17 protein-coding genes and 1 tRNA gene are annotated in these 22,620 nt (G+C 54.4%); 6 read left to right on the top strand and 12 right to left on the bottom strand.

What is annotated here, in order from left to right; genetic code table 11:
* Window positions 1-11: 11 nt before the first annotated feature.
* Genes DXA66_RS10905 through DXA66_RS10895 form a run of 3 tightly spaced genes read right to left on the bottom strand, consistent with a single transcriptional unit; the run spans window position 12 to window position 937 of the window.
* Window positions 12-269, bottom strand: a complete 258-nt coding sequence (locus DXA66_RS10905) for a helix-turn-helix domain-containing protein (protein WP_158576381.1) — start codon at window positions 267-269, stop codon at window positions 12-14.
* Window positions 270-283: 14 nt separating this feature from the next.
* A complete protein-coding gene (locus DXA66_RS10900) occupies window positions 284-700 on the bottom strand; it encodes a DUF3846 domain-containing protein (protein WP_118528873.1) in 417 nt (138 codons plus the stop codon).
* A gap of 12 nt (window positions 701-712) precedes the next feature.
* On the bottom strand, window positions 713-937 hold the full coding sequence (locus DXA66_RS10895; protein WP_158576380.1) for a helix-turn-helix domain-containing protein: 225 nt from the start codon (window positions 935-937) through the stop codon (window positions 713-715).
* Between the two features lie 164 nt (window positions 938-1,101).
* Here DXA66_RS10895 and DXA66_RS10890 point away from each other — a divergent pair, with 164 nt between their 5' ends.
* The 6 genes from DXA66_RS10890 (at window position 1,102) to DXA66_RS10865 (ending at window position 9,928) form a co-directional block, all read left to right on the top strand.
* Window positions 1,102-1,476 carry a helix-turn-helix domain-containing protein gene (locus DXA66_RS10890; RefSeq protein WP_118528869.1) on the top strand — a complete coding sequence of 125 codons (375 nt, stop codon included), beginning with the start codon at window positions 1,102-1,104 and terminating at the stop codon, window positions 1,474-1,476.
* A 47-nt stretch (window positions 1,477-1,523) separates the two neighbouring features.
* A complete protein-coding gene (locus DXA66_RS10885; RefSeq protein WP_118528867.1) occupies window positions 1,524-1,898 on the top strand; it encodes a hypothetical protein in 375 nt (124 codons plus the stop codon).
* 292 nt (window positions 1,899-2,190) lie between these two features.
* Window positions 2,191-3,066 carry an Abi family protein gene (locus tag DXA66_RS10880; RefSeq protein WP_158576378.1) on the top strand — a complete coding sequence of 292 codons (876 nt, stop codon included), beginning with the start codon at window positions 2,191-2,193 and terminating at the stop codon, window positions 3,064-3,066.
* Between the two features lie 217 nt (window positions 3,067-3,283).
* On the top strand, window positions 3,284-4,417 hold the full coding sequence (locus tag DXA66_RS10875) for a site-specific integrase (RefSeq protein WP_118528863.1): 1,134 nt from the start codon (window positions 3,284-3,286) through the stop codon (window positions 4,415-4,417).
* Between the two features lie 691 nt (window positions 4,418-5,108).
* The gene (locus DXA66_RS10870; protein ID WP_118528861.1) at window positions 5,109-6,974 is read left to right on the top strand and encodes an ABC transporter substrate-binding protein; all 1,866 of its coding nucleotides are present in this window, start codon (window positions 5,109-5,111) and stop codon (window positions 6,972-6,974) included.
* 5 nt (window positions 6,975-6,979) lie between these two features.
* A complete protein-coding gene (locus tag DXA66_RS10865) occupies window positions 6,980-9,928 on the top strand; it encodes a PAS domain-containing hybrid sensor histidine kinase/response regulator (RefSeq protein WP_118528859.1) in 2,949 nt (982 codons plus the stop codon).
* 109 nt (window positions 9,929-10,037) lie between these two features.
* On the opposite strand, the gene DXA66_RS10860 is transcribed toward DXA66_RS10865, so the two are convergent.
* The 9 genes from DXA66_RS10860 to DXA66_RS10820 form a co-directional block, all read right to left on the bottom strand.
* Complete coding sequence (locus DXA66_RS10860; protein ID WP_118528857.1) at window positions 10,038-12,614, bottom strand: response regulator; 2,577 nt, start codon at window positions 12,612-12,614, stop codon at window positions 10,038-10,040.
* Window positions 12,604-13,431 carry an ABC transporter substrate-binding protein gene (locus DXA66_RS10855; RefSeq protein WP_118528855.1) on the bottom strand — a complete coding sequence of 276 codons (828 nt, stop codon included), beginning with the start codon at window positions 13,429-13,431 and terminating at the stop codon, window positions 12,604-12,606. The genes DXA66_RS10860 and DXA66_RS10855 overlap by 11 nt, the downstream gene beginning before the upstream one ends.
* Before the next feature lie 39 nt (window positions 13,432-13,470).
* Window positions 13,471-15,207: a diguanylate cyclase gene (locus DXA66_RS10850; RefSeq protein ID WP_118528853.1), complete on the bottom strand. Its 1,737-nt coding sequence runs from the start codon at window positions 15,205-15,207 to the stop codon at window positions 13,471-13,473.
* A 19-nt stretch (window positions 15,208-15,226) separates the two neighbouring features.
* Entirely contained in the window at window positions 15,227-16,048 is an 822-nt protein-coding gene (locus DXA66_RS14585) for an ATP-binding protein (protein ID WP_243089093.1), read from the bottom strand.
* An 82-nt stretch (window positions 16,049-16,130) separates the two neighbouring features.
* Entirely contained in the window at window positions 16,131-16,574 is a 444-nt protein-coding gene (locus DXA66_RS14425; protein WP_187119398.1) for a hypothetical protein, read from the bottom strand.
* A gap of 29 nt (window positions 16,575-16,603) precedes the next feature.
* A tRNA-Pro gene (locus DXA66_RS10835) sits at window positions 16,604-16,681 on the bottom strand.
* A 135-nt stretch (window positions 16,682-16,816) separates the two neighbouring features.
* Complete coding sequence (gene uvrA / locus DXA66_RS10830; RefSeq protein ID WP_097777693.1) at window positions 16,817-19,681, bottom strand: excinuclease ABC subunit UvrA; 2,865 nt, start codon at window positions 19,679-19,681, stop codon at window positions 16,817-16,819.
* Window positions 19,668-21,725, bottom strand: a complete 2,058-nt coding sequence (gene uvrB / locus DXA66_RS10825; protein WP_118528851.1) for an excinuclease ABC subunit UvrB — start codon at window positions 21,723-21,725, stop codon at window positions 19,668-19,670. The genes uvrA and uvrB overlap by 14 nt, the downstream gene beginning before the upstream one ends.
* A 111-nt stretch (window positions 21,726-21,836) precedes the next feature.
* The gene (locus DXA66_RS10820) at window positions 21,837-22,556 is read right to left on the bottom strand and encodes a RadC family protein (protein ID WP_044953632.1); all 720 of its coding nucleotides are present in this window, start codon (window positions 22,554-22,556) and stop codon (window positions 21,837-21,839) included.
* Window positions 22,557-22,620: the final 64 nt, after the last annotated feature.

Raw genomic sequence — 22,620 nt, 5'->3', positions numbered from 1 at the left:
CGATGGGGCTTTCAAATTCCATCACCCTTTGGGCTCGTCGGTGTTGGCGCACCGGCGGGCTTTTTGTTTGTTCGGTCCAGCGCTCCCTGTTCCAGTGCCCGGTTCTTGTCAATGCGCCACAGCCGCGGTCCCACCTTTTCGGCAGGCAAAAGCCCGCTGCGGCACATCTTCTGCACCGTCTTTTTGTCAATGCTCATCAGTTCGGCGTACTGTGCCGTGCTCAGGTATGCCGGCAGCTGCCGTGCATCATAAATTCGCGCCTTCCGCATGGTTATCCCTCCCTTCAGTCCGGGCTGAAGGTCTGGCACCGGCATTCTTCGCCCGCTTCCTCCAGCGCAAGGTCCCACTCGCCGCAGATGGTCTCGCACACCGGCTTTGCAAAGCCGATCAGCTCGTCCTCCCGCGCTGCCATCAGCACCGCCGTGCCCACAATGCCGCTCATGTAGCGGTACTGGTACAGGTCGGTCGCCCGCTCGTTGAAGGGCAGTTCCTGCAAAAGGCCTTCTTCGTTCACGATCAGCTGGATGCTGTCCACATCCTCCCGCGCCCAGTTCGCTGCAAGGCAGCTTTCGGCGGTCTCAATGCAGCCGCCCACCAGCTCCTGCAGCGTCTCCAGTTTGCAGGTATCCCCGTCATCGCAGCGCACAAGCCGTGCCTTCTGCTCCTCGTCCGCCGGGATCACGATCACATAACGCTCCATGGTTATCTCCTTTCATGCGCTCTTCTCCGGGGTGGTGGGGTGGTCAATTCCGAAAAGTTCATTCGGAGTAACTCCCAGTGCCTTACAAATCGGTACAACATCGTCTGATGTCAGCCGCTTCCTGCCACGTAGCAGTGCGTTAAACTTCTTCGGGTCATACCCTGCCGCCCTTGCCACCGCAGATTGTTTCAAACATTTTTCATCAATAATTTTGTAAATCATGTCCGTTGCACTCATTTCATACGCTCCTTTCATGTACAAGTTTCTTGGACATTTTTACAGTAGCACAAGTTTCTTGTTTCGTCAAGAGCTTTGTACAAATTTCTTGTACTTTTATCTTGACTTTTCAAGGCAGCGCCTTTATACTGACCATAGAACGACAATTTTAGGGGGTGTTACAAGTGTCCTTCGCAACCCGTCTCAGACAGGCCCGTGAGCAGTCCGGTCTTACACAGCAGGACCTAGCAGAAAAGCTTGGCGTTACAAAAAGCGCTATAGGAAACTATGAAAACGGTGTCAGCAGTCCAAAATGGGACGTTCTTCTAAAAATTTTTGACATTCTTCAGGTAGAGCCAAATTTCTTGTACCAGGACAGCTTTTCGTTAGACGTTTCCGAATCCCGTTCTCTTACCCCCCAGCAGTCCGCGCTGCTGTCGTCCTTCGATCAGCTCAATGAGGAAGGCCAGCAGAAGGCCGTGGATTATGTAGATGATCTGGTGCTCACCGGGCGCTATAAAAAATATGCTTCGTCTGGCCTGGGCACAAAAGAAGCATAAAAAATAAGCTGCCTTTCGGCAGCTGTAGTGTATTTGAGGATATCATTGTGGATTCTGACAAAAAGCGCATTATTTTACGAATTTTACTTTTTCTTTTTATACTGGGCACCGGTTTGTATTTTGGCATTCGTGTCGGCGAAGGCCAGTATAACTTTTACAAGCCTGAATCACCGTACTATCAAAAGGCAGTCCGTGACGCCCAGAACGATGGATATTCTGAGGGCTGGAATGCCGGGCGCAAAGACAAACAGGAAAAAGATTATAACAGCGGCTGGTCAGCAGGCTATGAGTTTTGTCTAAATGAAAACAAAACCATTCGTAACAATTATGATGAAGGCTATGATGATGGTTACGATAGCGGTTTCGGCGATGGTTACTCAGAAGGCTACCGAGACGGTTTTTCTGAAGCCTCACCAAATTAAACCACCTTCCAAGTGGTAAAGTGTAAAAGTATAAAAAATAAGCTGCCTTGCCTTCGACCAAAGCAGCTCATTTATGTCTTGTTCATGAAGAAATCTTGAATTTTTATTGCTTGTCAAGCCCCAATTTTAAATTTTTCCGTTGCTCTCGCAACTTTTCGCTGTAAAAATTGTTTACAATCGGCGGGCCAAAGCGTATAATACATGTAACGGAACCCGCTAAGCCTCTGGGTGCATTGCATCTATGCGTATCATGGCGGGTCTTTTTTTATGTCAATTTTTGAGGATGTCCAATATGCCTGAAACAAAATCTTTTTGTACCTATGAGCAGCAGCTCCAAATTCTGAAAAGGCGCGGCTTATCAATTGCCGATGATGCTTTGGCCCTTCAGTGGCTTCGGGAAAAGAATTATTATCGCCTGAGTGCCTATTCCCTCACGCTGCGGCACAAAAGTCCTTCTACTGGAGAAGATGAATTTTTAAAGGACTCATCTTTTTCTACAATCATCGACCTTTATCAGTTTGATGAACAGTTTCGTGCTGCTATCTCTCACGCTGCAGCTATTGCAGAAACCAACCTCAAAGCCTATATTGCTTACTACCATGCCCGCCAATACGGTCCGGTCGGCTATCTGGATGGAAATCATTTTGAAGATCCCTGGCGGCACGCTAAACTTTTGAATGGCCTTTCCAAATCTCTCGGCTTGCGAAAAGATGAACCATTTGTTTTACATCATCATAAGGATTTGAACGACGTATATCCTGTTTGGGTTATCGTTGAGGTTTTGACCTTTGATCAGGTTTCTATGATGTACCGTAACCTGCTGCCGGAAGACCGTGCTGCCATTGCTCGTGAGTTCTATGGTATTTCTTCTCGTGAATACATTGAAAACTGGACTCATTGTGCTGTTGTTGCTCGCAACATCGCTGCACATGGTTCCCGCTTTTATCATCGACAGCGTGTTAATCCTCCCGCAAGAATGCCTAAATCCATCAATTCTTACGGCACAAAACCATTCGGATATGTATATGCTCTTTGGCATTTACTTCCCATTCCTGACCGCAGCGCATTTGTCAACGCCGTTCATGATTGCTTTATAGCACATCCCTCTGCTCAACTTTCTGAATTGGGTTTTCCTGATAATTGGCTTGATATTTTAACCGTCCATTGATTTTTGAGCGCCCACCCGGCGCTCCTTTTTTACAAACGCAAAGAACCCCTCAGCTGTTTCCAGCCAAGGGGTTCTCTGCTCTGCTGTCTGTCCAAAAGAAAAGTAGGAGTTTCTATCATGGAATGCCTTGCAAATCCCGTCGCGTCTCCGCTTTTCTATTGTAAATCCAATATGATCCTTCTGCAACCCAGAATTTTTTCAGAGGAGGTGTGTACACATGGCAAACAAAAAAGGTTCCGATGGCCGTTACCGCTACCGTGTCTGCATCGGCAAAGATGAAACCGGTAAGCCCAAATACAAAAGCTTTTATGGTTCCACCGCAAAGGCAGCGCGTGCTGCTGCCGAAGCTTACCGCGCAGCACTGGGCAAGGGAATGGATCCCGCCCAATCCAAAGCCACCCTTGCCACTCTGTACGATAACCTGATTGCTGCCAAAACAGCCAAAGGCATCGGGCAAAAGAGTCTCGACCGCTATGAAGACAATAAAAACCATTGGGGTCCGCTTCTGGATCAGCCTGCAGCAGACCTTCGCACTGCCGACTTTCAGCGGGTTCTTAACTCTCTGGCCAAGTGGCACAATGGCAACCCCCCACTGTCCCACTTCACGCTGTCCAATCTGCGCAGCAGCGCCAAGGCTGCCTATGAACTCGCTATCCCAGAAGTGGTACAATACAATCCCATTGTTAAAACCACCTGCCCTGCCGGTGCTGATCCTGAGCACCGTGAGCCTATCACAGAGGAACAGCAGCAGTGGATCCGCGAAATGCCTCACCGCGCCCAGCGTGCTGCCATGCTACTGCTTTACTCAGGTCTCCGCCGCGGCGAAGCTACCGCCCTCACCTGGGCCGATGTCGATTTGAAAGAAGCCACGATCACCGTTCACAGCGGTTATAATTTCAAGGATAAAAAAATCAAGGATCCCAAAACAGAAGCCGGTGTCCGGGTCGTTAATATTCCAAAGATCCTTGTGGACTATCTCAAAACTCAACAAGACGATTGCTTGTATGTACTGCATACTGTAAAGGGCCACCGCATGACAGAGCAGGCATGGAAAACTCTGTGGAGCAGCTACATGGCCGATCTAAATGCAAAGTACGGCTATCACGGCGAAGAAAGCAAAAAGCGCCCAGGCGGCCTGCCCATGCGCATTGAACCCTTTACACCTCACCAGCTGCGGCACACCTTTTGTACCCTGATGTACTTTGCCGGAGTCGATGTTCTCACCGCCCGCGATCAAATGGGTCATAAGGATATCAGCGTCACCCTCGGCATCTACACTTCTCTTGACAAAAAATTCAAGAAAAAGAAGATCAATCGTCTGGACTCCTATCTCAAAAAACAGACCGGCTAATTTGCAGTGGCGCAAAAGTGGCGCACGTTGTTTATATTTTTATCGTATTTATGTGTTTTATTCTCAATTCCTTGCCCGCTCGTAATGAGCAGGTCGCCTGTTCGAATCAGGTCAGTAGCTCCAGAAATCCTACGAATTTACGTTTAAAATCGTAATTCCGTAGGATTTTTTTATTTAGTCTCGCAAGTTTTCGCAAAACCGCAGCATAAACCGCAACATCGCCCACAAAACAAGGCAAAATAAAACGCCCCGCAACACCATTTCATAGGGCGTTATGCGCATTTTTATGCTTTCTTTTGGACAGGCTCCTTGAGTTCACAATGCAGGTTTGTCAATGATGTGTTTCTGTGATGTTTGGTGTAGCAATTTAACTGTACCACAGAACGACTCATTCGTCTTTTTCACTTTGTAACACATCTATTGTAATCCCCTACAGTTTTTATGGATCAATCTATGAAATTTTATTGATAATCCTTCATGGGAGTGGTAAAATATTTTTATATCTCTGTCATTCTGTGCCCCTTCGCGGTAGAGGGAGAGCGCAAAACAGAAAAGACGCAAAAATTGCGGCATCCTTTCCGTGGGTGGGTTTTACAGCGCACACTCTTGCGGGCGGTGATGTATGATCAGTAAGCCAAAGCAGCCAACCGCAAGACGATGGCTGCCCAAGAAGTGTGAGGAGAAGGATCGGATGAAAACAAAAACATTGCGCCGCCTATTTTCCATGCTTGCGGCACTGGTGATGGGGCTATCCCTGCTCACCGGATGCAGCGGAAAAGATGCGGAACGAACACAGAAGCTGGAAGACGCTCAGACCATTCAGGTGTATCTGTGGAGCACCAGCCTGTACGAAAACTATGCGCCCTATGTTCAGGCGCAGCTGCCGGACGTGAACATTGAATTCATCGTAGGCAACAACGATCTGGATTTTTACAAGTTTTTGCAGCAGAACGGCGGTCTGCCGGATATCATCACCTGCTGCCGCTTCTCGCTGCACGATGCGGCACCGTTGAAGGACAGCCTGATGAACCTTGCCATGACCAATGAGGCGGGCGCTGTGTACAACACCTACCTCAACAGCTTCAAAAACGAGGATGGCAGTGTGAACTGGCTGCCGGTGTGCGCGGATGCCCACGGCTTTGTGGTCAACCGCAGCCTTTTTGAGCAGTACGATATTCCCCTGCCCACCGATTACGCAAGCTTTGCAGCGGCCTGTCAGGCTTTTGAAAAGATCGGCATCCGCGGCTTTACCGCCGATTACGCCTACGACTACACCTGCATGGAAACGCTGCAGGGGCTTTCCGCTGCCGAGCTTACCACCACCGCGGGGCGCAAGTGGCGTACTGCCTACAGCGACCCCGCCAACACCGCACGGGTCGGTCTGGACGACACCGTGTGGCCGGGGGCATTTGAGCGGATGGAGCAGTTCATTCAGGATACCCACCTTACGGCAGACGATCTTGCGTTGAATTACGACGATGTGACCGGGATGTTCCGGAACGGAGAAGTTGCCATGTACTTTGGCAGCTCTGCCGGCGTGAAGATGTTTCAGGATGAGGGCATCGACACCACCTTTTTGCCCTTCTTCAGCCAGAACGGCGAACAGTGGATCATGACCACCCCCTATTTCCAAGTTGCCCTGAACCGGGATCTGGAGCAGGACACTGCGCGCCGCGAAAAAGCCATGAAGGTGCTGAACGTCATGCTCTCCGAACAGGCGCAGAACCGCATCGTCTCGGAGGGGCAGGACGTACTGAGCTACAGCCAGAACGTCCCCCTGCGCCTGACCGAGTATCTGAAAGACGTGCGCAGCGTAGTGGAAGAAAACCACATGTATATCCGCATCGCCTCCAACGATTTCTTTGCCGTTTCCAAGGATGTGGTCTCCAAAATGATTGCAGGCGAGCTTACCGCTGCGCAGGCGTATCAGGCCTTCAATGCCAAGCTCCTTGCCGAAGAGGAGCCTGCCGACAACGAGACCGTGCTGACCTCCGGGAAGGCCTATTCCAACGTATTCCACGCAAACGGCGGCAGCGCTGCCTTCTCCGTGATGGCAAACACGCTGCGCGGCGTGTATGGCACCGATGTGCTGCTTGCCACCGCAAACAGCTTTACCGGCAGTGTGCTGCAGGCGGATTATAACCAGAAAATGGCGGCTTCCATGATCATGCCGAACGGTCTGATGTCCCGCCAGCGCACCATGACCGGTGCGGAGCTGAAAGAGACCGTCCGCGCCTTTGTGGAAGGCTGCGAGGGCGGGTTTGTGCCCTTCAACCGCGGCTCTCTGCCGGTGGTCAGCGGCATTGCCGTGGAGGTAAAAGAGGCAAACGGCAGCTATACCCTGACCGGCATCACCCGGAACGGTCAGCCGCTGGGGGATGGCGACACCGTTACCGTGACCTGCCTTGCAACGGAAAAGCAGATGGCAGCGCTGCCTGCGAGCGAAAGCGGCACGTCTGCGGGCGAAGATGCGTGGGTAAAATCCACATGGACAGATTACGTTTCCGGCGGCAAGGCAGTGCTTGCAGAGCCTGAAAACTACATGACACTGAGGTGAGCGGGATGGCAGACGAAAAGCACGAATCCAAACGCAGCTGCTATTCCCGGCACAAGTGGCTGCTTGCCGCCGCTGCCATCCTTCTTTTGGTCTTTCTGGCAGCCGGTTTCAGCGTCCGGTACATCTCGTTTGTGTCGCAGACCATCTATCAGGAAAGCACCTCGCATCTGGAAGAGGTACTGTATAAATCCAATAGTATGCTGAAAGAGATGGTGCGCAAAAACCTGACCTATCTGCATCTGTACAACGGCTTTCTGAAAAGCACCTCGAATGAGGATGAAATTCAGGCATATATCGAGGAAGCACAGCAGGCAACCGGATTTGTTGACTTCTACTTTCTTTCCTATGACGGCAACTACACGACCGTGACCGGGGAAACCGGCTACCTTGGCCTGCAGACCAATCTGGACGAAAAGCTCTCCGATGGCGAGGATATCGTCGTGAATACGGCGCTGCCCGGCAAAGCCCCGATGCTTGCGTTCATCTGCCCCGAAACGCAGGGCAGCTACCGGGGCTTTGCCTACGATGCTGTTGCCATCACCTATTATAATGATGCTGTGCTGCGATTGCTGGACAACTCTGCTTTTCAGGGCAATGCCAGCAACTATGTGATCTACCCGGATGGGCGGGTGGTCATCGACAATTCCGTAAACCGCAAGGAAATTATTTACAACTTCATTGCGATGCTGCGCGACCATTCCGACCTTTCTGAGGAACAGATTCTTGCCCTTTCGGATGATTTTGCGCAGGGCCGCAGCGGAAACCTGAGGGTCAAACTGGGCGACATCAGTTATTATCTGGTCTACGAGAATACCGCGGTCCAGAACTGGACGATGGTGGGGCTTGTGCCGGTCAGCATCGTCAATGCCAGTCTGGATAAGCTGTGGTTCCACACGGTGCAGATCGTGGCGAGCATCGCCTTTGGCCTTGCTGTGCTGATCATCCTGCTGATCCTGCGCAGAAGCCATACGACCCTGCGCCGGAAGGACACTGAGATCCTGTACCGGGACGAGCTGTTCCAAAAGCTTTCGCTGAACGTGGACGACGTTTTCCTGATGCTGGACGCAAAAACCTCCAAGGTGGATTATGTCAGCCCCAACGTCGAACGGCTGCTTGGCATCCCGTGGAAAGAAGTGCGGCAGGATGTCCATGTTCTGGCGAACCTGCACCCGAAAGACGACCCGGACCGTGACAAGAACTTTCTGGAGAGGCTTCACCGCGGGGAACAGCGCGAGTGGGATGCGGCGTATATGCATCAGGAGACAAAAGAGCTGCGCTGGTTCCACATCGTTGCCATGGGCAGCGATGTAGCAGGCAGGACAAAGTATATCCTTGTCATGTCCGACCGCACCGCCGACAAACAGATAAACCAGGCGCTTTCGGATGCCGTTGCAGCTGCCGAAACGGCCAACCGCGCCAAGAGCACCTTCCTTTCCAATATGTCCCACGACATCCGCACCCCCATGAACGCCATCATCGGCTTTACCACGCTGGCACTCAGCAACATTGACGATAAAGACCGGGTGAAGGATTATCTTGCCAAGACCCTCGCTTCCAGCAATCATCTACTTTCCCTCATCAACGATGTGCTGGATATGAGCCGTATCGAAAGCGGAAAGATCCATCTGGAAGAAGTGGAAGTCAACCTTTCGGATGTGCTGCACGACCTGAAAACCATCGTCAGCGGGCAGATCTACGCAAAGCAGCTGGAGCTTTATATGGATGCCATGGATGTGACCGATGAGGATGTCTACTGTGATAAGACCCGGCTGAATCAGGTGCTGCTGAACCTGCTGTCCAACGCCATCAAGTTCACCCCGGCGGGCGGCACGGTCTCGGTGCGGGTGCGGCAGCTTGCCGGAGCGGTGCGCGGCTGCGGGCAGTACGAGTTCCGCGTCAAGGACAACGGCATCGGCATGAGCCAGGAGTTCGCCAAAAAGATCTTTGAGCCGTTTGAGCGGGAGCGCACCTCCACGGTAAGCCGGATCCAGGGCACCGGCCTTGGCATGGCTATTACCAAAAACATCGTGGATATGATGGGCGGCACCATCGAGGTGCAGACGGCGCAGGGCAAGGGCAGCGAGTTTATCATTCGTGTGCCGATGCGTGCGCAGGCCGAGCACCGTCCGGTGGAAAAGATCACCGAACTGGAAGGCCTGAAGGCACTGGTGGTTGATGACGATTTCAACACCTGCGACAGCGTGACAAAGATGCTGGTCAAGGTGGGAATGCGTGCCGAGTGGACCCTTTCCGGCAAGGAAGCGGTGCTGCGTGCACGGCAGTCCATCGAGATGAGCGATGCTTACCATGCCTATATCATCGACTGGCGCTTGCCGGACATGAACGGCATCGAGGTCACCCGCCAGATCCGCAGCCTGAACGATGATACGCCCATCATTATCCTGACCGCCTACGACTGGTCCGACATTGAGGTGGAGGCAAAGGCTGCCGGTGTGACCGCCTTCTGCTCCAAGCCCATGTTCATATCCGACCTGCGCGAGACCCTGATGAACGCCATCGGACAGACACAGACGGATGCGGCGCAGGAGCTGCTGCCGGAAAAGAACACCAACTTCAAGGGCAGGCACATCCTGCTGGTAGAGGACAACGAGCTGAACCGTGAGATCGCGCAGGAGATCCTGTGCGAGTACGGCTTCCGGGTCGATACGGCGGAAAACGGTGCCGTGGCGGTGGAAAAGGTAAGCACTGCCGCACCGGGCAGCTATGATCTGGTGCTGATGGATGTGCAGATGCCAGTGATGGACGGCTATACCGCCACCCGGCAGATCCGCGCACTGGGCAACCCTGCACTGGCAAAGATCCCGATCCTTGCCATGACTGCCAACGCATTCGATGAAGACCGCCGCAATGCCTTGGAAAGCGGCATGACCGGCTTTTTGTCCAAACCCATCGTGATCGGCGACCTTGTGCAGGAGCTGCGCAAAATTTTGTAACAAGCCGCCTGTCAGGCATAAAAAAATAAAGCACCCACAGCAATTTGCTCACCGGAGATTCAAAACCTCTGTGGCGCTTGCTGTGGGTGCTTTTGCTTTTGGGCGCTGTTTATTTCAGTACATCTGCAAGGACCTGCAGCAGGTGCGGAATATCCAGCGGCTTTGCAATATGGCCGTTCATACCGGCCTGCAGTGCGTTCTGACGGTCTTCCTCAAAGGCATTTGCCGTCATTGCAAAGATGGGGATGCCAGCCTTTGCGGCATCCGGCAGCGCACGAATCTGCCGCGTTGCCTCGTAGCCGTCCATGTTGGGCATCTGGATGTCCATGAGGATCAGGTCATACTGTCCGTCTGCCGCCTGCTTCATCTTCCGGACGGCGATCTCGCCATCCTCGGCAGATTCCACCTCAAAGCCCGCTTCCTTCAGGATCTCCACTGCGATCTCACGGTTCAGCTCGTTGTCCTCCACCAGCAGGATCTTTTTCCCTTTGAAGGCCTCCGCGTTCAGCTGCACCGGCCTGCAGTCAGGCTCTGCACCGAACGGCTCTGCCAGCACTCTGCGCAGCTCCGAGAGGAACAGCGGCTTTTCGCAGAAGGCGGTCACACCGGCCGCGCGGGCTTCCTCTTCAATATCGGACCAGTCGTAGGCGGTCAGGATGATGATGGGGCAGCTTTTTCCGATCACCTTGCGGATCTGCCGCACGATCTCGATGCCGTTCATATCGGGGATCAGCCAGTCGATGATGTAAACGCTGAATTCATCCCCCTGCTCCATGGCATACCGGGTGCGGATCACCGCTTCCCTGCCGGAGATCGTCCACTCCGGCCGCATCCCGATCTTGGACAGCATGGTGCTGACGCTCAGGCAGGTGTCGGTATCGTCGTCCGCCACCAGTGCCCGCAGCCCTTCCAGCTGCGGGAGCTGCCTGAGTTCCACCTTTTGTCCGCTGAGCGCAAAGCAGAGATTCACGATGAACTCGCTGCCCTTGCCCGGCTCGCTCTCAATGGCGATGGTGCCGCCCATCAGGTCCACAATGTTCTTGGTGATGGACATGCCGAGGCCGGTACCCTGAATGCCGCTGACGGTGGAGTTTTCCTCACGGGCGAACTCCTCAAAGATGTGCTTCTGGAATTCCTCGCTCATGCCGATGCCGTTGTCCTTGATGCGGAACTCATAGCAGGCCCGGCCCGCAGGCGCACCGTTTTTCTCAGCAATGCGAATGCTGATCATGCCGCCTGTGGGAGTGAACTTGATGGCATTGGACAAAATGTTCAGCAGGATCTGGTTCAGCCGCAGCGGGTCGGTGATGATATCCTCGTTTTCCACATCCATGGTATCAATAAAAAGCGACAGCCGCTTTGCCGAAACATTGGGCTGAATGATGGAGCGCACATCGTGGACGAGGTTCGGCAGATGCACCGCTTTTTCCTCGATCTTTACCTTTCCGCTCTCGATGCGGCTCATATCCAGCACATCATTGATGAGGGAAAGCAGATGCTGGCTGGAGGTGGAGATCTTTTTGAGGTAGTCCAGCACCTGTTCCCTATTGTCGATATGGGTCGCAGCCAGCGAGGTGAAGCCGATGATGGCGTTCATGGGGGTGCGGATATCGTGGCTCATATTGAACAGGAACTCCCGCTTGGCGCGGTTTGCCGCCCCCTCGTGCTGAAGCGCGATCTCCAGCTTGCGGTTCTGTTCCTCCAGCTGGGTCTGGTACTTCCTCTCCTGCTCTTTTTTCTGCAGCTCCATCTCCTGCACGGAGCGGCGGCGCAGCAGCTGAAGGATCATTACAAGCAGGATGTAGCCAACCAGAACCGTCAGGATCAGCAAAAGCGCCTCCCGGAAGATTATTTTTTCGTCCGTATATGCATAGAGATCGAAGGATCTGCCATGGCAGAACATCCCGAAATAGCAGCCGGAGCCGTTCCAGTCCCGGGTATGGGTCAGCTTCTCTGCGGCCCCGGCTTTGCGGATCCCCTGCACCAGCGGACTGCCTGCAATATCCCGCCCCATCAGCTCCGGGCTGTTTGCGGCAATAACCTGATTGTTCTGCACGATGAACAGCGTGCCGCTGGTTTCTGCCGGGTAGCCATCCAGTACGCTCTGGATGGACAGCGCTGTTTCCTCCACAAATTCCGCCGGGGTGTACCGGTAGGCAAGCAGGAGCAGCTCTGTGCTTTCTGCCCGGTGCGCCGCAACATCCACGGCAGAGCCATCTTCCAGCAGGACGCGCTTCACATAGGTCTTTCGCGGGTAAGATAAAACGTCCAGAACAGCGTCATTTTTCAGCTGGTCGCCAAACCGGTCATAGCCGATGCCGTTGGTCGTGGACTCGCACCGGAGCGTGCCATCCGGTCCCAGAACCGAAATGCCGGTGAGCCAGAACTTTTCTGTCTGCCTGTTCAGGCACTGCGGGTCGGAGAGGTCAAGCGCAGGGTTCTCTGCCAGCTGATGGACTGCGACCGCCGTGCGGCGGAGTGCCTTTGCCGTGATGGTATCGTTGTGCTTTTCAAAGCTGGTGGACTGGGATTTGACAAACTCAAGGGTCTGGCAAAAGCGTTCCTCTGCTGTGCGCATTGCCCGCCAGCTGGAGAAAAAAGCAACACCGGCCATCAAGAGCACGCCGATGATCAGATAGGCTGTCCATATCCTTTTATCCGGGGTGGTTCTGTTTTTACGCGCCAACGGTGTCCACCTCCAGATACTGCGAAGCATTTTCAAGGTATCGGCCAACGATCCGCTCCAGCGTGCCATCCGCGCGCATCTGCGCAAGGGTATCGGTCAGCTGGCTGTCCAGCCCGCGGGTGTCGTTCTTGGCAAAGGCGACGCCCAGCCCGGTGACCAGCAGCGGTTCCTCCAAAATGCGGAACTCCACATCATTGTCCTTCATGTATTGCAGGATGGCCATCTCATGGGCGGCGATGGCATCCACATAGCCGCAGGCCAGCATTGCATACTGCACGCTGCGGTTTTCGATGCTGAGCACATCCACCGTCTGCGGGATGCGCGGGTCGGAGCCGCTGAGAAAGATCTCCTCCGGCTTGCCGGTGCTCTGCACAGCGATGGTCTTACCGGCAAGGTCGCTGAGGGTCCGGATGCTGCTGTGGGCATCCACCGCAGCCACCTGACGGCTCACCATGTAAGGCCCCGCCCAGCGGTATACCTCTTCGCGGCCATCCATGGAAAAGCAGCCCCAGATGCAGTCGATGGCACCGCTTTCCACCAGAGTTGTTTTTTGTTCCCAATCGATCGTTTCAAACCGGGGAGCATACCCCATGCGGCGGAACGCCTCGGTGGCGATCTCCACATCGATCCCGGTGGGAACACCGTCATTGTTCAGATAGATATAAGGTGGATAGGTGTCGCTTCCCACAACGATTTGTGCAAGACCGCTGTCTTCCACTTCCTTTCCTCCGCAGGAAGTCAGACTGCTTACGGCAGCAGCTGCCGCCAGCAGCGTGCATCCGTTCAGGAATGCACGGCGTGAGATTCTGTGTTTCATTCGGGCTTTTTATACTCCTGTTTTGATTGCATCCGCAGCTCAGTTGTGCTGCTGTAATTCTTCTTTCAGGGCAGCTTGGATATCCGTCAGGCATTGCAGCAGAAGCGGGTTGAATGCTCCGCACTCACCGTTCAGGATCATCTGCACGGCTTTTTCGTGGGAGAAGGCTTTTTTATAGCAGCGTTCGCTGGTCAGCGCATCGTATACATCGGCCAGCGAAACCAGTTGTGCGCTGATGGGAATTTCATCGTCCTTCAGCCCATCCGGGTAGCCGCGCCCATCCCAGCGTTCGTGGTGCCAGCGGGCGATCTCGTAGGCGGTTTGCAGCAACGGCTGCTCGGCAAATTCATTCAGATCATGCAGCATCCCGGCTCCAAGCATACTGTGGGTCTTAATGATTTCAAATTCCTCCGGGGCCAGTTTTCCGGGTTTATTAAGAATTTTTTCGTCAATGCCGATTTTTCCGATGTCATGCAAGGCGGAGGCCAGCGGGATCATATCCTGCTGTTCCGCAGAGATCGAGTACCTGTTGCTGACCCCCAATAGGCAGTGGAGCAGCATTTCTGTGATGATACGAATGTGCCGCACATGGGCACCGCTTTCGCCGTTGCGGAATTCTACGATATGGCTTAGTACACCCACCAGCATATCCGTATTATTCTCACGGGCGCGGATCTGGTCAGAGACCATCTGCACCAGCCGCCGCTGCTTGGCGTACAGCTTGATGGTGTTGGTCACGCGGCGGTATACGATGCGTGCATCGAAGGGGCGGTTGACATAATCACTTGCGCCCAGTTCGTAGGACTTCCGAATTGCAGCGTCGGAGTCCTCGCTGGAGATCATAATGACTGGGGTATCCTCGATGGTGTGGTTGACATTCATGGCTTTCAGCACTTCAAAGCCGTTCATGACCGGCATATTGATGTCCAGCAGCACCAGTGCAATGTTTCCGGCTTCTGCCTGCAATTTTTCCATGCATTCCTGCCCGTTTTCTGCTTCCAGAATATGGTAGCTATCTCCTAAGATCTCTGCCAGTATCATGCGGTTCATTGCAGAGTCGTCCACAAGCAGGATCTGGGATTTTTCCTGCAAAAGCGTTTCCCGTGTGGTCAGGCTATGCCCCGGAACCTCCACCATGACGGCATTTTTGCGGCACTTTGCCTGATACATCAGCCAATCTGCACGACGAACGATGTTTTTCATAGGGTCGGCGAGGGACTGTATCGTTCCGCCAATGCTCAGCGAGATGCGGAAATGCGAACAGCCGGGTACGGATGCCATCTGCACGGCAGTGCAGATCTGTTCCAGTTTGGTTTGCAGGAAGTCTCCCGGAATGCCGGGCAGGACCAACAGAAACTCATCCCCACCGTAGCGGATGAGCAGGTCCGACTCCCGGATGCAGGACTGAATGGCGTTTGCTGCCGTTTTCAGTGCCATGTCCCCGGCGTAATGCCCATAGGTGTCGTTACAGATCTTGAAATTGTCCACATCCAGCAGTGCGACACCCGCCGGGCCGATGGTCTTGCGGACGACCTCTTCGTAATAGCGGCGGTTGTAAGCACCTGTCAGAGAATCCCGATAGAGTTCTTCTTTGAATGCCTGCTCCCGTGCAGCACGCTGCTTGGTGGTTTCGTCCATCAGTGTTTTCTGATTTTCGGTCAATTGTTTCAGCGTTTGCTCCGCTGCGGCAAGAGCGGCTTCCTGTTGATGAAGTTTTTCCAACAGCTGCTGCTCACGCGCTTTGTAATATTCCTCGATCTCGGAAAGTGTATTCACGTTCTAATCTTCTCCTGCATCATTTACATCGTTTGTGTGCTTCCTCTGCGGAAACGCGCTTGTCCATGCCGGCTTCCCTGCTCTTCTGCATATCCTCAAGGAAGGCATTGGCGGTCATGGCAAGGGTGGGAATGATCCTGCTCAGCGGGTCAACAATGTTCTTGGTGATGGCCATACCAAGGCCGGTGCCCTGCACCTTGTTGGTGCCGGAGCGCTCCTCGCGGGTAAAGGGGTCAAAAAGGGTCTTCTGGTAGGCCTCGCTCATGCCAATGCCGTCATCCTGCACCACAAAGCGGTATCGGGCGTAGTGCTCGTTTCGGGGCAGCTCGTCCACCTCAAACCGGATATGCCCGCCGGTGGGCGTATACTTGACTGCGTTGGAGAGGATATTCATCAGCACCTGATTCAGACGGTTGGGGTCTGCCAGCACGTTTTCGTGCTGCAGATGGGTGTTTACCGTAAAGGTCTGGCGGCGCTGGCCTGCCTGCTGGCGGATGATGCGGTCAAGCCGCTCCTTTGCCTCCGCAAAGGAAGAACCGTGCAAATAGGACATCCGGGAGTCGTCCACAGTCAGCGAGCTGGAAACATAGACCGTAAGGGTGCATACATCCGGTAGGTCGCCCGCCGTAAACATATTCTGTAGGCAGGTAGTGGTGTTATCGCCGCTGTACGGCACGATCTCAACATTCACTTCCGGGTAAACGCTGTGAACCTGCTCGATAAAGGCTCCTACCTCCATATACGGTGCCATAAAGGTAACGGCTTCGTGCGCATCGTCTTCTTTAGCCGTTTCGGTCTTACCGCCGCCGTGGCTGTCAGCACACCGGCGGCCTGTCCGCATGGGCTTTGCGCCGAGCTTCCATAAAATAACATTATTATTGTACCATTGCAACAAAAGTGTTTCAAGTTGTTTTTGAAGGCTTTTACATACGAAAGAACTTTTTATATATGATTCTGCCTTTTGCATGGCATAAAATGCAAAGCGACCTATTGAGGAAATAATCGTAGATGGTTAGCATGAATGGAAAAATGTGCAGGTTCATCATCAACACTAAACCACCCAGTGTGAAGAAGAACTTTTCACATCCGGCGGCTGCGTGGATCAGCTGCTGCCAAAGGCCCTTTTTCTGCATAAACAAGATCCAGCCCATGGAGACAATGTAGGCTATGCCGACACCGAGATGACTGAGCATTATCTCCATGTTCAGGAATCCATTCGGCAGAGTGCGATCCAGTTGTTCAGCGAGGCGTTTTCGGCCTGAAAATTGGACGGAACGACACGAATTGGACCAGATAAAATCTTTGGCATTGTGGTCAAAATTGTGGTCAAAACCAAATGAAGTCGGCCCACAAACAAAAAAATCCAACGATTTCTAACGTGAAATCGTTGGATTTATGGTCCGAGTGGCGAGAATCGAACTCACGGCCTCTTGAACCCCATTCAAGCGCGCTACCAAAACTGCGCTACACCCGGATATCGACCGCCGCTTCCCTACCGAAGCGTGGCGACATGAGATATTATACTCAGATACAGCAGTTTTGTCAACAGATTTTTACAATTTTCTTTGCTTTTTTCGTAAAAAGTCTGATTTTTGCGAAAGTACGCGCTTTATTTATTTTGCTCTTTTTCTTGCAGGAGCTTGTCTTTTTCCAAAAGCGGTTTCAGATATTGACCGGTAAAGCTGCCTGGCACCTCTGCCACCTGTTCGGGCGTGCCTTCGGCCACGATCTCGCCGCCTGCGCTGCCGCCTTCAGGGCCAAGGTCAATGATATGGTCGGCGCACTTGATAAGATCCAGATTGTGCTCGATGACAATAACCGTGTTGCCCGCATCTACCAGCTTCTGCAGCACCTCGATCAGGCGGTGCACATCCGCAATATGCAGGCCGGTAGTAGGCTCGTCCAGAATATACACGGTCTTACCAGTGCTGCGGCGGGCCAACTCATTGGCCAGCTTCACGCGCTGTGCTTCGCCGCCGGAAAGGGTAGTGGCGCTCTGGCCCAGTGTTACATAACCAAGACCCACGTCCAACAGGGTCTGCAGTTTGCGGGCGATCTTGGGCTGGTTGGAAAAGAATACCACTGCTTCCTCCACGGTCATGTTCAGCACATCGGAGATGGTCTTTTCCTTATACTTCACTTCCAGCGTTTCGCGGTTGTAACGCGCACCCTTGCATACCTCGCAGGGCACGTACACATCCGGCAGGAAGTGCATCTCGATCTGCAGAATACCGTTGCCCTCACAGGCTTCGCAGCGGCCGCCCTTGACATTAAAACTGAAACGCCCCGGGCCGTAACCGCGCATTTTGGCATCCTGCGTCTGGGAGAATACCGTGCGGATATCATTGAACACACCGGTATAAGTGGCCGGATTGGAGCGCGGCGTACGGCCAATGGGCTGCTGGTCGATACCGATGACCTTATCCACAAATTCCAGCCCTTCTACCCCATCGCATTTGCCTGCGCGGGAACGCGCACCGTTCAGCTCGCAGGCAAGCGTCTTATACAGAATTTCGTTGATGAGGCTGGACTTGCCGGAGCCGGAAATGCCGGTAACGCAAATAAACTCTCCCAGCGGGAATTTCACGTCGATATTGCGCAGGTTATTTTCCCGTGCACCCCGTACAGTAAGGTAATTGCCGTTGCCGGTGCGGCGGGTCTGCGGTACGGCAATGCGTTTGCGGCCGGAGAGATAATCGCCGGTGATGCTGCGCTTTGCCTTGCAGATGTCCTTCACGCTGCCAGCGGCTACGATCTCACCGCCATGCACGCCTGCGCCCGGGCCTACATCCACGATATAATCCGCGCTGCGCATGGTATCTTCATCATGCTCCACCACAATGACTGTATTGCCGAGGTCGCGGAGATTTTTCAGGGTGGCAATGAGCTTGTCGTTATCGCGCTGATGCAAGCCGATGGACGGCTCGTCCAGCACATAGAGCACGCCGGAAAGCGCACTGCCGATTTGAGTGGTCAGGCGGATGCGCTGGCTCTCGCCGCCGGAAAGAGTGCCTGCTGAGCGGGCCAGCGTGAGATAATCCAGACCCACGCTCTGCAAAAACTGCAGGCGATTCCGGATCTCCTTCATGATCTGCCCGCCGATCTGCTTCTGCTTTTCGGTCAGGTTCGGTTCGTTCTCGGCAATGAATTTCAGCTCGTCCCGGATGGACATTTCGCAGAAATCGCTGATGTTCTTATCCCCGATGGTCACAGCCAGCACCACGGGTTTCAGGCGCTTGCCGTGGCAGTCCGGGCACTCCACGCCGGACATGAAGCTGCCGATTTCTTCCTTCATCCACTCGCTGTTGGTCTCGCGGAAGCGGCGCTCAAGGTTCTCCACGATGCCCTCGAAGGTATTATAATACACACCGCTTCCGAACTCATTCGTGCGGTGCATCTCAATTTTTTCGCCATTGGTTCCGTACAGCAACGCATTGACAGCTTCGGTGCTCATCTCTTTGATGGGCGTATCCAGCGTAAAACCGTACTTTTTGCCAAGACCCAGATAATACATTTCGGATACAGACCCCTCGGCATAGTACCAGCCGCTGGCCTTGATAGCACCCTCCCGGATGGAAAGGTTCCGGTTGGGCAGGATGCGTTCCTCGTCCACCCGCATAAAAGTGCCAAGGCCGGTACACTTTTCGCAGGCTCCCAGCGGGTTATTGAAGGAGAAGAGCCGCGGCGACAGGTCGCTGATGGAAATGCCGTGCTCCGGACAGGCAAAGTTCTGGCTGAAGGTCATACAATCGCCGCCGATCACGTCCACTTCGGCGATGCCGCCGGTAAGCGCCAGCGCGGTTTCCAGCGAATCTGCCAGACGGCCCCGGATGCCCTTGCGCATGGCAAGGCGGTCCACCACGATCTCCACTGTATGCTTGATGTTCTTTTCCAGCTTGATTTCTTCGTCAAGATCATACAGGTTGCCGTCGATCTTCACACGAGCATAGCCACCGCGGCGGGCAGCATCCAGCTCTTTCTGCTGGGTGCCTTTGCGCTGGCGCACCACAGGAGCCAGCACCTGAAACTTCGTACCTTCGTCCAGTTTGAGCACCGCGTCCACCATTTCGTCCACGGTCTGCTGGCTGATCACGCGCCCGCACACCGGGCAGTGGGGCACGCCCACGCGGGCGTACAGAAGTCGCAGATAATCGTAGATCTCCGTCACGGTGCCCACGGTGGAACGCGGGTTGTGGCTGGTGGTTTTCTGGTCGATGGAAATTGCCGGTGATAGGCCGGTAATCTCGTCCACATCGGGCTTGTCCATGCGGCCCAAAAACATGCGTGCGTAGCTGGAAAGGCTTTCCACATAGCGGCGCTGGCCGTCGGCATAGATGGTGTCGAACGCAAGGCTCGACTTGCCCGAACCGGAAAGGCCGGTCATGACGATCAGCTTTTCCCTCGGGAGGGTCAGGTTAACATTTTTCAGGTTGTGCTCGCGGGCACCTTTGATGACGATTTTATCGTTTGCCAAGGTATTTTCTCCCTTTTCGTTGTGTCTGTGAATGATTCTGTTTGCGCTCCGTTTCTGCCGCAGAGTCCACCGTCGGGTTCTCGCCCCGGCGCAGTCGGTCGATCTGGTCACGCAGGAAGGCCGCGTGCTCAAACTCCAGCAGCTTCGCCGCTTCCTTCATCTCACGGGTCAGGCGCTCGATGGCGGCCTCCCGCTCCATCCTGCCCATGCGGCGGGTGTTCAGCTTAGCGTTCTCCGCTTTATCGCTGATCTCGATGCTGTCTGCAATGGCCTTGACAATGGTTTTTGGCACGATGCCATGTTCTTTATTGTAGGCCATCTGGATGGCGCGGCGGCGCTCGGTCTCGGTGATGGCGCGATCCATGCTGTCGGTGACGACATCCGCGTACATGATGACAAGGCCCTCGGCATTGCGGGCCGCGCGGCCAATGGTCTGGATCAGGCTGGTCTCGCTGCGCAGAAAGCCCTCCTTGTCGGCATCCAGAATGGCCACAAGGCTCACCTCGGGCAGGTCAAGACCCTCGCGCAGCAGGTTGATGCCCACCACAACATCAATGGAGCCAAGGCGCAGGTCCTTGATGATCTCCATGCGCTCAAAGGTGTCCACCTCGTGGTGCATATACTTGACCTTGATGCCCTGTTCGGTAAGGTAGTCGGTGAGGTCTTCGGCCATTTTCTTGGTCAGCGTGGTCACGAGAACGCGCTCGTGCCGCTGGATGCGGGTATTGATTTCGCCCAACAGATCCACCACCTGCCCTTCCACCGGGCGCACCGAAATGAGCGGGTCCAAAAGGCCGGTGGGCCGGATGACCTGCTGCGCCACCTGCGTGCTGTTCTGCCGCTCGTAGTCGCCGGGCGTAGCCGAAACGAAGATTATCTGGTTCAGCTTGGACTCCACTTCCTCGAACTTGAGCGGGCGGTTATCGAAGGCGGACGGCAGGCGGAAGCCGTACTCCACCAGCGTTTTTTTGCGGGCATAGTCGCCGCCGTACATGGCGCGCACCTGCGGCAGGGTAACATGGCTCTCGTCCACAAACAGCAGAAAATCATCCGGGAAATAATCCAGCAGAGTGGTGGGCATACTGCCCGGCGCACGGCCCGAAAGGACCGCCGAATAGTTCTCGATGCCTTTGCACATGCCCACCTCGTTAAGCATCTCAATGTCGTAATTGGTGCGCTGGGCAATGCGCTGCGCCTCGATCAGCTTGCCCTCGGCGGTGAACTGCTTCACCTGCGCGTCGCACTCGGCGCGGATCTTTTCCAGTGCTGCGGCCTTCTTCTCGGCGCTGACGATATAGTGGCTGGCCGGGAAGATGGCTACATGCTTGACTACATTCTGTTTGGCCCCGGTGAGAGGGTTGAACTCCGTGATGCGGTCGATCTCGTCCCCAAAAAATTCCACACGGATGGCAAGCTCGCTCATATAGGCAAGGTAGATGTCCACGATATCGCCGTGCACACGGAACTTATTGCGCACAAAATTCACATCATTGCGTTCATATTGCAGCGTCACAAGCTTCTGGCACAGCGCATCGCGCTCCATCTGCATGCCGGGGCGCAGGCTGATGACCATGCTGCGGTAGTCGATGGGGTCGCCCAGCGAGTAGATGCAGGAAACCGATGCTACAATGATCACATCCCGCCGCTCCGAAAGTGCCGCCGTGGCCGAATGGCGCAGGCGGTCGATTTCGTCGTTGATTGCGCTGTCCTTTTCAATATAGGTATCCGTGCTGGGGATATAGGCTTCCGGCTGGTAGTAATCGTAGTAGCTGACGAAATACTCCACCGCGTTGTTGGGGAAAAACGACCGGAACTCGGTGCACAGCTGGGCCGCCAGCGTTTTGTTGTGGGCCAGAACCAGCGTGGGCCGGTTGCATTTTGCAATAACATTTGCCATGGTAAAGGTCTTGCCGCTGCCGGTAACACCCAGCAGGGTCTGGCAGCGGTCGCCCCGCTCCACGCCTTTCACCAGTGTTTCAATGGCCTGCGGCTGGTCGCCGGTGGGCTGGTAAGAGGATACCAGTTCAAATTTTTCGTCTGCCATCTTCCCTCTCCTCTCCGGCCCTCGCGCAAAGAACCACAATCAGTTGTATTTTACAGTTTGATTATAGCACACTAGTTTTATAATGTAAACACTTTTTTGTTGTTTCACGAATCAAGGCCAGAAAAGCGTACCTGTTTTAAAGTCATAGATCGGCAGGCGGTTTGCGTCCCGCATGGAGAAATACTCCGTATCGGTCAGGATGAAGTGATCCAGCAGATGGATGTTCACAAGGCCCAATGCCCGGGCAATATTGCCGGTGGCCTCCAGATCCTCCATGGAGGGCAAGGCCGCACCGTTGGGGTGGTTGTGGCTGAGCACCACCGTGTCGGTGCCGCCCTTGATGGCCGCAGACACCACATCCTTGATGTCCAGACTTACCCGGTCGGTGGTGCCTTCCCGCAGCCAGACCGCCGCGCGCACCCGCTTACGGCTGTCCAGACTGACCAGCATTGCACGCTCGTAATCCGACCACGCAAACTTCGCCATCAGATAGCTGCCCATCTGCTCCGTAGTTCTGATGCAGCGGGTGGTGCTGGTACGGCTGCGGCCATAGTAGCGGCTGATCTCTGGCAGCAGATGCAGCATCCGGGCTGTGGCCGGGCCTACGCCCTCCACAGTGCACAGCTCTTCCTCGCTGGCTTCCAGCACAGCGGCAAAATCACCAAAGCGGTCGATCAGGTCGTGAGCGATGCCGTTGGTGTCCTTCTGGGCGTTGGTGAGGTACAGCACATATTCCAGCGCTTCGTGCTCGGCCAGACTGTCCAGACCGTAGTTCTGCACCCGTTCGCGCATCCGCTGGCGGTGTCCCTGATGCCGTTTGTGTTCTGCCATTGCGGTACTCTCCTTCTGATTCATTCCTTATAATAGTACCCATTTTGCGCCCGGAACTCAAGGC

Origin of the sequence: Faecalibacterium sp. OF03-6AC (assembly GCF_003478175.1) — a bacterium.
Classification (GTDB): Bacteria; Bacillota; Clostridia; order Oscillospirales; family Ruminococcaceae; genus Faecalibacterium; species Faecalibacterium taiwanense.
Note: the sequence above shows the minus strand (reverse complement) of the source record. Positions and strands in the feature narration are given on the sequence as shown.